Source organism: Planktothrix sp. (assembly GCF_046067725.1).
Taxonomy (GTDB): domain Bacteria; phylum Cyanobacteriota; class Cyanobacteriia; order Cyanobacteriales; family Microcoleaceae; genus Planktothrix.
Map to the genome: position 1 here is coordinate 39,482 of NZ_JBJUDF010000143.1, position 9,756 is coordinate 49,237.

A 9,756-nucleotide genomic window follows, 5' to 3' on the forward strand; every position below is an offset into this window, starting at 1 on the left:
TGCTAACGAAAGCTTCGTAGCGAGCGATAATCGTTTGTGTCGGAATTGGAGCATCCAACTCACCTGTTTTGAACTTGTTCATATAACTTTTGCATTCTGGCAATGTCGTTTTGGGTCGGGAAGGTATCAAACTTAGCCGTTTCCTCAAACTGTTCTAAAACAGCCTTTCCTTCGGGGGTTTTATCCATATCGACCATAATTTGTTTGAGCGCTTCTACCTCTTGAGGAGGCAAACTTGAACGAACTAAAACGACGTGCCGCGCCACTTCTTCGGTTTCCCCTAAAATCACCATAGCCTGACGGCTTTCTTCAGGAATATCTAAATAACTTCGATGATCAACGGCGGCGGCATCCACTTTATCGCTAATCACCCATTGAATATTATTCTGATCATCTTTACTAAAAACATATCCGACTTCATCACTCGCCACCTCATCCGTTGTGGAATCTTTTTCTGTGAGTTTTAACCCCGCTTCCTTAAGATAAACAAAGGGTAAAACAAATCCAGAAGTTGAACTGACATCATCAAAGGCAATCATTTTTCCCTGCAAGTCTTCTAGGCGTTCAATGCCTTTATCTTTTAGGGTAAAAATAATGGTGCGATAAATTGCATCGCCTCCTTTCCAACGTCGTAAAATCGGTTGAGCCCCGGATTGATTAACTGCAATCATGGCTGGATAAGGACTATCAAAATAGATATCCACTTGACCGGACTTGAGAAATTCTGCCATCGTTCCTACATCGGGTGCAACCTTGACTTCCCCCACACCAATGCCAAATTGAGATAAACGTGCTGCTAAATAGTCCGCTAAAGGCTGATAGCGTGTAATTTTTTTTGCGGGTTGGTTTGTGACATCCCCAATCACAAGGGCTTTTGTGCTTGTGGGGGTCGGTGTGGTTGTTGTCACCGAGGGAGTAGGTGGAGTCTGAGTACAACCTACCATTAAGGTTACAAAACCCAGAAACAAGACGTTTCCCAACATTTTATTCAACATGATCGATTACTCTCCAAAGGAGATCCCTGAGAAAGAAAAGTGATCTGTATTGTTTGAGTACCTGACAATTGTACCGGAGTTCAATCAATCAAACTTGACCCTGGGGTAGATGCCAAAAGCCACCGATTTGATGCTGAATCCTGTATCAATACAATCTAGGCTGATGAATTTTGGGTGTGATCACGAGTCCTTTGAGTATAAATCTGCCCTAAGATTGCAGCTTACTCGTGATTTTAACAAACTCTGAACCTATTGTCTGTATCAGTAGAAAGTCATCATTCCGAAAATTTACGGTAGATAATCCAAATTTTTGAACAGTTTTTTAAAGATTTGGTAAAAATATCCGTATTTTCTCGATTCAAAACTTGTATTTTTGTGATAGCCATGTAAGAATGCTCGATATTAGGAAAAAATGAATGTTCAGAAAGCCCTCATCAATGCTTATGACTCAAGGTTTAGGATACATCCTAGTTGCCAAAAATAGGTGTTCACCTAAATGTAATTAAGTCAGTAAAGTCCGCAGAATTATCGCCAAAACAGCTTATAAATTTTGGTCTTTGATTTCTTCTTTTTGTTTTCAAATCCAGATTTATAAGCATTTTTTAGGGGTCAATCTTAGAGTTTAACGCTCATAAAAGTAGGGTTTTATGAATGTTATTCATAAAAAAATATTAGGAGATAGTAGCTTTATGTTAAACAATCAGGGTAAAAGTATCAATTTCATCAAGACACAGCACTTGATAAATTTAGTCATTCCCTCAACTTTTTTGTTGGGTTTAATGGCAACTCCCGCCATGGCAATTGGATTAAAACCCTTGGGAACCTATTCAACAGGAATTTTTGATGATGGAGCATCATTAATCTCGGCTTTTGATCCGAAATCAGCTAATTTGTTTGTTACGAATCAAAGCACCAATTCAATAGATATTCTCAATATCCAAGATCCAACCAATCCTTTGCTCAAGACCAGTATTGATATTACCCAGTTTGATCCGTCTTTTGGAACAGTTTTAAGTGTCAGTCAGACTCAATATAAAAATCACAGCTTATTTGCTGTAGCTGTTAAAAATGTAGATACTCAAAGCCCTGGAAGTATTGTTTTTTTAGATGCTAATGGCAATTTATTTAACAATAATTTACAAAACTCTTCGGTACAGGTTGGTGCTTTGCCCGATACTTTAACCTTTACTCCAGATGGTTCAAAAATATTAGTCGCTAATGAAGGAGAAGCCAACTATATAACCGGGGTTAACCCGGAAGGTTCAGTTAGTTTAATCGACTTAGAAAAACTATTTTTAGGCGAAAGTCCAACTCAGAAATTTATTGGTTTAAGCGACTTTAATGTTGGAGGTTCAAAACATGATCAATTGGGCGAAAATGTCCGAATTTTTGGGCCAGAAGGCATCACAGTTGCTCAGTCCCTAGAACCTGAATATATTACCGTTTCTAAGAATGGAAAAAAAGCTTGGGTCACGTTCCAAGAAAATAATGCTATGGGTTTATTAGATTTGGAAAAAGAAGAATTTACCCAGATTGTTGGCTTAGGATTTAAGGATTATAGCTTAAAAGGAAATGGTTTAGATGCGAGTGATAGAGATAATGCTATTAATATCACCAACTATTCCAACCTCTACGGAATGTATCAGCCGGATGAAATGAAAAGCTATACCGTAGGTGGTAAAACCTATTTAGTCACAGCCAATGAAGGTTCAAGTATTGATGAAGATGGATTTAGTGAAGAAGTCCGGGTTAAAGATTTAGTGCTTGACCCAACCGCCTTTCCCAATGCAAAAGAACTGCAAAAAAATGAAAATCTAGGTCGTTTAATCGTCACCAATCAAATGGGAGATACCGACGGAGATGGAGACTTTGACAAGCTTTATACCTTTGGGGGTCGAAGTTTTTCCATTTGGGATGAGAACGGAAACTTAGTTTTTGATAGTGGTGATGATTTTGAACAAATTACCGCCGATTTATATCCAGAATATTTCAACTCTGATAATACAGAAAATAATTTTGATAGCCGTAGTGATGCCAAAGGGCCGGAACCTGAAGGGGTAACTATTGGAAAAATTAATGGTCGCACCTATGCGTTTATTGGTTTAGAACGTATCAGTGGAGTCATGATTTATGATATTACCAACCCCTTAAATCCTTCCTTTGTTAACTATTCTAATAATCGGAATTTCAATGTTCCCTTCACGGAAGATGATTGGTTAGGTGTGGATGAAGATGGTAATCCTGTTCCAACTCCTGAACAATTATTAGCTGTGGGAGATCTCGGTACAGAAGGTGTCTTATTTATTTCAGCCAAAGATAGCCCCACCGGACAACCTTTAGTGGTTACAGCGAATGAAGTCAGCGGCACCACAACCATTAGTGCGGCTGTTCCTGAACCGGGAACTATTATGGGATTATTAACTTCCGGTGTTTTAGCTGGATTATTCCTCAAACGGAAACGTTCAGGAAGTATTGCTTAAACCCTTTCATCTCTATAATTGATCACAGAAGCAGAAAGTCCCCACCAGAAGCTATAAGCTGAGTGTGGGGACTTTCAACCATTATTGTCCTGCAAAATCAAACCATTTCATAATGACTGATTCCCTAGAACTTCCACCCTTAACCACTGATACCATTTGGGCAATTATTAATGAAGAAATTGAGGATGATCTTGTTAACCAATTGGTTTGGCATTATTTAGGATATCACTATTATCCTGACACTCAACAATGGGATACAACTCATGTTGACCCCTACTGGAAAGAAGACTATCCACAACCTCCGAATTTTATAGAAAGTCGTCCAGCAACGATGAAATTAACTCGTTCTATTCCTGATGAAAATAAACAAATGTTAAAAGAAACCTTGGGTTTTAAAGGATATAAAATTGGAGAACTCAAGCCAAGACTGACCCGACGAGCAACCATGGCAAATTGGTTATTATCCCAAATGCGAATCCTGAAATTAATCTAAATCATTGCTAAATAAAATTAAAAATCTGATAAAATAGGGTTAGTATCAACTTCCCTATTATTTTTTTTAATATTTTATTAATCATGAAAAGATTGAACCGATTAAACATTTTATCTTTATCAATACTGAGTTTCGGAATGAGCTTAACCTTCAGTTTACCTACCTTAGCAGAACGAACAATCAAAATTATCGGAAATTGTGAAACAGAATCCTGCGAAACTTTATGGCAAACCCTAGGATCTAATTTTCCCGAAAAAACCCAAAATTATCAACAGGAGTGTTTACCTCCTGAAATTTTAGGATTATCTGTTTATTCTCATTCTGATCAATCAAAAGTCGTTTATTTAAGTTGTTGGGAACCCACAATAGAGAATGGAGAACGCACTGGAAAACCGTTAGGGGTTTTGCCCTTTCCGGGTTATGAACAACAATTTGGGGTCGAAATTTCCAGTGATAATCCTGAAATTCAGGCGATTTTAAACCGAAACATTAAAACCGTCGAAAACATGAGTTTTGAATGCGCGACTCAAGGAGGTAATATTAATATTTTAGTTTCAGAAAATGGCAGTGTTACCCTACAATGTTATTTTCAAGCCGGAGTTAGCTTAGTTGATGTCAATGGAGATGGTGTTTCTGATGGCGAAAATAGTCGAGGTGCAGGAGTCGATTTTACCGAAGAATTAAAAAATTAATCGAAGCGTTGACCCTTAATTGTCATTCTGAGCACAGCGAAGAATCTCACCGTGTTCTCACCAAACGCGAAGCAACATTCAGGATGCAACTCTATATTATCCAATCGCTTATCAATACTGACAATACTTTTAAAAGTTGTTGTTGCTCGTCAGGAGTGAGATTTTGAACCTGACTCAGTACCTCGCTATAAGTAGACATTCTGCTTGATATTGAGATTTTTGGGTTGATTGTTATTATAGCAATTTAAGATGGAGGGAAAAGCGATCAGGTTAAGTTACTTACCAAATAATATTGACTGAATATTGGGCAACAATTGGATCGCCGCTAACTAAGGCAGCATTTTCTACATTCGCTTGTGCAACCAACAAACGATCAAAAGGATCTTTATGAATAAGTGGCAAACTATCCAATGCTAAAACATGATCCTGTTTCACAGGTAGCACTTCTATTTGATTAATTTTTTTCTGACTTTCAATAATTTCTACTAAAGCTCGATTTAGTGTTAGTTTACCTACCTGTAACTTAATTTGCATCTCCCAAATACTGACTACACTAAGTAGCAAAATACTTGATCTGTCTTGCAACAGTGCCAACGCTGTTTGTGATAGTTGATTGGGCTGACTATCCCACCAAATAAAAGTATGAGTATCAAATAATAATTTCATCCACCTGCTGTCCAAAATTCTTCAGGTAATGGTGCATCAAAATCATTACTTGTCCATATTTCTCCCTCGTGTAGTCCGGCTATTCGAGGTACATTTTGTTGAGAAATAGGAACTAGACGAGCCAAAGGGTTATTACCATCTGTCAGTAAAATCTCTGTCCCTTCATCAACCAGATGTAATAATTCTTGCACGCTCATTTGTGTTACACTAATATCTACTGTTTTTTGAACTGTGGTCATATTAAGTTACCATATTGTTACTATTATATCTCAATTGTAGTAAGCCCTTTAGGGCTAAAAATCAGTTAGAGGCTAGGCGGAAAAATATTTATACAAGATATATATTACCAACAAAGACAAAAATACTGGTAATGCCTCTTTAAGAATTGCCTCTAGTGATATCTTTGATATTTCTTCTTCCTCTGACTGGTGAGTAGTATTAATATGTTGCTTTTCGGCAACTTCTAAAATTTTTGAACTACTGTTTTCTTGGTCAGAGTTTTCTTCTTGATCCACTGAATCATCTAAAACATTTTCTGCTAATTCTAAAATTTCTAAACTACTGTTTTCATCGAAAGCGATCGCCCATTTCTTCCCAAAGTGCGATCGCTCCTTTCTTCCCAAAAATGCGATCGCCCTTATTTGTAAACATCCCCCCTAGAATTAATTGCTGTCACAACATATACTTGGTTTTCCTTTTTTTCTCCAAATAACTTTAATTTAAGTTCTTTGGAAGATATCCCCTGATCGTGACCAGCCCGGTAATCTTGCCAAGCAACTTCGCTCTGGGCTATTTCTTCTGCTGAAATTAATTCATCATCTTCTCCAACTTCTTCTTGTAACTCAATCATCTTTTTCAAGTCTTCTAATAACCGCAATTGATCCACAAGCGTGAGGCTTTTAACTTGATTCAGTACCTTGCTATAGCAAGTCTAAATAGGTTGTAATAACCTCTATGACTAAAACCCTTACCGTAGGGGCAATTCATGAATTGCCCCTACCCTAAATCAAATAGGATTGCTATATAAGTAAACATAGACTTGGTTTTAAGAGTTTTTGCTTGCTCTCTATTATATGTCAATTGTAGTAAGCGCTTTAGGGCTAGGAGGCGTGAACGCCTCACTACTTTTTTAATATTTTCGTTCCTGGGGTTCAAACATCGTAATTTTAACCGGACGATATGCTAAATCAATACCCGCAGGTGAATAATAAGCTAAGGTATGTTTCAGGAACTGTTCATCATTGCGCTGAGGATAATCTTCTCGACTGTGAGCTCCTCGGCTTTCTTGACGATTTAACGCTGAAGTTAAAATCATATTTCCCACAATCATTAAACTTCTTAATTCCAAGGCTTCAATTAATTCTGTATTCCAACATTTGCCTTTATCATCTAAATAAATCCGTTGATAACGATTCTGTAATTCTTGAATTTTACTTAACCCTTCTCGCATAACGCTATCCGTTCTAAACACACCACAATGCTCCGTCATTGCATCTTGGAATTCTTGACGAAGTTTCCCAATTCGGTAATCTCCTGATTGATCTAATAACGCTTGTAATTGCTCTTGGGCTTCTTTTAAATAACGTTGTTCATCAATCGTCGGTAACTTCCGATTTTGGATAAATTCAGCGATCGCAGCCCCGGTTCTTTTCCCATAAACCACACATTCTAATAACGAATTACTCCCTAAACGATTAGCTCCATGAACCGAGACACAAGCCGCTTCTCCCGCCGCAAATAATCCATCCACTAAACTATCGATACCGCTTAAAACTTGTCCATTAATATTAGTCGGAATTCCCCCCATTGAATAGTGAACCGTTGGACGGACAGGCATCGGTTGAACCACCGCATCAATGCCTAATAAACGATGAGCTTCTTCCCAACAAAAAGGAATCCGACTCATTATTTTTTCCCGTCCTAAATGTCGTAAATCCAAATAAATATAAGGCCCCCCAGCACTCCCATCCGGGTTAATTCCTCGCCCTGCGCGAATTTCTAAAGTAATCGCGCGAGACGTAATATCTCTGGGTGCTAATTCCATGCGACTTGGGGCATAAGTCGCCATAAATCGTTCCCCATTACTATTAATTAAATAAGCGCCTTCCCCTCGTACCGCTTCCGAAATTAACACCCCCACCGGATATAAACCTGTAGGATGAAACTGCACAAACTCCATATCTTCCAGGGGCACTCCCGCCATCGCCGACATCGCCAACCCGTCCCCCGTGGAGGCGTAGTCGTTGGACGTGGTATTAAACGCCCGACCATAGCCTCCCGTTGCAAACATCACCGCCTTCGCGCGAACAACCGTTAACTCTCCGTCATGAATACGGAACATGACAACACCCTTGGCTTGTCCGTCTTCCAATATCAACCGCATCACGTACCATTCATCATAGATCTGAACGCCATAACGTCTGAGGTTATTGACGAGTTCGTGTAAAATCGCATGACCTGTCTTATCGGCGGCGTAGCAGGTGCGGTTGTGAGAATGTCCTCCGAAGGCGCGTTGGGCGATGCGTCCATCAGGAAGACGAGAAAATAATACCCCTAAATGTTCTAAATCAATAATTACATCCGGGGCTTCTTGAGCTAAAATTTCAACGGCATCTTGATCAGCCAGATAGTCTGAACCCTTAACCGTATCAAAAGCATGAGCTTCCCAACTATCACTTTCATCAATATTTTTTAATGTAGCAGCGATACCCCCCTGGGCGGCGACGGAATGGGAACGAATAGGGTGAGTTTTGGCGACAACGGCTATATTTAAGCTGGGGTTCGTGCGAGCAATTTCTACCGCCGCCCGACATCCAGCTAACCCGCCCCCAACAATAATCACATCATGTTCTAGCATCGTGCACAGTTCTAATTATTCTGTATATCCTTCCATAGTGCAATATAAAAAAACCCCCTCGTCAAAAACAAGGGAAGTTTTAACATTAGATAGTTTTAATTTCTAACTCGCAACTTTCGCCGCTTGGGAAGTTGGCATTTCCGCGCGGTTGGGTGCGTCTTCAATGGATGGGTCTACGGATAAAATTTCGATATGGTTAAATAAAGTCGTGACAAATGCGAAGAGTAAAAAAGGTAAAGACAGCACAACAATTAAGCCCACCGTTGCTAAAGCATAAATTTGTCGGGCTGTACTCCACAGTGCTAATGAAGTCGCTAAGGCGATAAAGATGACAATGAGCCAAACGATAATTTGGCTGTAGATATCACCATAGGTGAGTGTGCATCGAATACGATACTTTTTCAGATCTTGCATTGGCTCTCTCTTGTAATATTGCTTTAAACTTCTAGGTTAAAGGGTTGATTCGATTTTGGAAAAATTTTAAACATTTTAATAAGAGTTGTAACGAAACTTTACGTTGACTCAGCGATCAAGTCTGTCACCACCACAGGAGAAAAACTTAAATCATAGATTCATCGTTGCTGAAATATTTAATCTATGTTTCCTATTCCCTGGTATACAATATCAAATTAACCTTTATGATCTATTTTAAGGATAATGCTAACTGCGGGAACCCTTCTAAACCATCGGTTTCGACTTAAACGCCAACTCAATGAAAACCCCATTCGCCAAACTTGGTTAGCGGATGATTTAATCCTGAAGGATAAAGCGGTTGTAAAATTATTGGCGTTGGGAGGTTCAATGCAATGGGAAGATTTAAAATTATTAGAACGGGAAGCTCAAATTTTAAAGCAATTAAATCATCCCCGTTTAGTTAAATATCGAGATTATTTTTCCCTTGATGATCAAAATGTCTGGTTTGCTTTAGCGACAGAATATATTCCAGGGTCTTCCTTAAAACAAAAATTAGACGAACATCATCGTTTTAGTCAAAAACAACTTTATGAAATTGCTTTTGAAGTCTTAGAAATTCTTAATTATTTACATCAACTTCATCCCCCAGTTTTACATCGAGATTTGAAACCCAGTAATTTAATTTGGGGAGAAGATCATCATATTTATTTAATTGATTTAGGTGCAGTTCAACTTCAACCGCGAACCCCCGGATCTACCTTTACTGTTGTTGGAACCTTTGGTTATACCCCCATTGAACAATTTGGAGGTTTAGCCGTTCCCGCTTCAGATTTATATGCGTTAGGAGCCACATTAATTCATCTTTTAACCGGAATTCCTCCCGCCGAATTACCTCAACAAAATTTTAAGATTAAATTTAATGGAGATATCCTAGAACCAGCCTTTAAAACCTGGTTAGAAACTTTAATTGAACCTGCCGTAGATGCTCGATTTTCTTCGGCTAAAGTTGCTTTATATGCTTTAAATTATAAACCTAAATTTCTCTCAAAAACATCCTCTGAACCTTCTATTCAGTTATCTCAATCTCCTAACCAGTTTCATGTTAAAATTCCTTCTGGGTTTTCCTTACAATATATCTCTCCGGTTCAGAAGATTTTAG

The 9,756-nt window shown here is 38.6% G+C and carries 11 protein-coding genes; 4 read left to right on the plus strand and 7 right to left on the minus strand.

The window, feature by feature from the left end:
- Positions 1-59: 59 nt before the first annotated feature.
- Entirely contained in the window at positions 60-995 is a 936-nt protein-coding gene (locus ACKPEB_RS08125) for a phosphate/phosphite/phosphonate ABC transporter substrate-binding protein (protein ID WP_408964372.1), read from the minus strand.
- Between the two features lie 779 nt (positions 996-1,774).
- Between ACKPEB_RS08125 and ACKPEB_RS08130 the strand changes: the two genes are divergently transcribed.
- The 3 genes from ACKPEB_RS08130 (at position 1,775) to ACKPEB_RS08140 (ending at position 4,660) form a co-directional block, all read left to right on the plus strand.
- A complete protein-coding gene (locus ACKPEB_RS08130; RefSeq protein WP_408964374.1) occupies positions 1,775-3,475 on the plus strand; it encodes a choice-of-anchor I family protein in 1,701 nt (566 codons plus the stop codon).
- A gap of 112 nt (positions 3,476-3,587) precedes the next feature.
- Positions 3,588-3,968, plus strand: a complete 381-nt coding sequence (locus ACKPEB_RS08135) for a DUF1823 family protein (protein ID WP_408964375.1) — start codon at positions 3,588-3,590, stop codon at positions 3,966-3,968.
- Between the two features lie 137 nt (positions 3,969-4,105).
- On the plus strand, positions 4,106-4,660 hold the full coding sequence (locus tag ACKPEB_RS08140; protein ID WP_408964376.1) for a hypothetical protein: 555 nt from the start codon (positions 4,106-4,108) through the stop codon (positions 4,658-4,660).
- Positions 4,661-4,939: 279 nt separating this feature from the next.
- Here the strand turns inward: ACKPEB_RS08140 and ACKPEB_RS08145 are convergent, their stop codons facing one another.
- The 6 genes from ACKPEB_RS08145 to ACKPEB_RS08170 all read right to left on the minus strand — a co-directional run bounded on the left by ACKPEB_RS08145 (position 4,940) and on the right by ACKPEB_RS08170 (position 8,597).
- Positions 4,940-5,326, minus strand: a complete 387-nt coding sequence (locus ACKPEB_RS08145) for a type II toxin-antitoxin system VapC family toxin (protein WP_408964377.1) — start codon at positions 5,324-5,326, stop codon at positions 4,940-4,942.
- Positions 5,323-5,565 (minus strand): type II toxin-antitoxin system Phd/YefM family antitoxin, encoded by a 243-nt coding sequence (locus ACKPEB_RS08150; RefSeq protein WP_408964378.1) that lies wholly within the window; start codon positions 5,563-5,565, stop codon positions 5,323-5,325. The genes ACKPEB_RS08145 and ACKPEB_RS08150 overlap by 4 nt, the downstream gene beginning before the upstream one ends.
- Positions 5,566-5,637: 72 nt before the next feature.
- Complete coding sequence (locus ACKPEB_RS08155; protein WP_408964379.1) at positions 5,638-5,949, minus strand: hypothetical protein; 312 nt, start codon at positions 5,947-5,949, stop codon at positions 5,638-5,640.
- Between the two features lie 14 nt (positions 5,950-5,963).
- On the minus strand, positions 5,964-6,203 hold the full coding sequence (locus tag ACKPEB_RS08160) for a hypothetical protein (protein ID WP_408964381.1): 240 nt from the start codon (positions 6,201-6,203) through the stop codon (positions 5,964-5,966).
- A 252-nt stretch (positions 6,204-6,455) separates the two neighbouring features.
- A complete protein-coding gene (locus ACKPEB_RS08165) occupies positions 6,456-8,183 on the minus strand; it encodes a succinate dehydrogenase/fumarate reductase flavoprotein subunit (protein WP_408964382.1) in 1,728 nt (575 codons plus the stop codon).
- 102 nt (positions 8,184-8,285) lie between these two features.
- Entirely contained in the window at positions 8,286-8,597 is a 312-nt protein-coding gene (locus ACKPEB_RS08170; protein ID WP_408964383.1) for a hypothetical protein, read from the minus strand.
- Between the two features lie 243 nt (positions 8,598-8,840).
- Here ACKPEB_RS08170 and ACKPEB_RS08175 point away from each other — a divergent pair.
- Positions 8,841-9,756 (plus strand): serine/threonine protein kinase (locus tag ACKPEB_RS08175; protein ID WP_408964384.1); only part of this gene is annotated, 916 nt, incomplete at its 3' end.

What these genes read in the sequence shown, in the direction of transcription:
- ACKPEB_RS08125 (WP_408964372.1), bottom strand. Translation starts at nt 995, where the DNA reads ATGTTGAATAAAATGTTGGGAAACGTCTTGTTTCTGGGTTTTGTAACC.
- ACKPEB_RS08130 (WP_408964374.1), top strand. Translation starts at nt 1,775, where the DNA reads ATGGCAACTCCCGCCATGGCAATTGGATTAAAACCCTTGGGAACCTAT.
- ACKPEB_RS08135 (WP_408964375.1), top strand. Translation starts at nt 3,588, where the DNA reads ATGACTGATTCCCTAGAACTTCCACCCTTAACCACTGATACCATTTGG.
- ACKPEB_RS08140 (WP_408964376.1), top strand. Translation starts at nt 4,106, where the DNA reads ATGAGCTTAACCTTCAGTTTACCTACCTTAGCAGAACGAACAATCAAA.
- ACKPEB_RS08145 (WP_408964377.1), bottom strand. Translation starts at nt 5,326, where the DNA reads ATGAAATTATTATTTGATACTCATACTTTTATTTGGTGGGATAGTCAG.
- ACKPEB_RS08150 (WP_408964378.1), bottom strand. Translation starts at nt 5,565, where the DNA reads ATGACCACAGTTCAAAAAACAGTAGATATTAGTGTAACACAAATGAGC.
- ACKPEB_RS08165 (WP_408964382.1), bottom strand. Translation starts at nt 8,183, where the DNA reads ATGCTAGAACATGATGTGATTATTGTTGGGGGCGGGTTAGCTGGATGT.
- ACKPEB_RS08170 (WP_408964383.1), bottom strand. Translation starts at nt 8,597, where the DNA reads ATGCAAGATCTGAAAAAGTATCGTATTCGATGCACACTCACCTATGGT.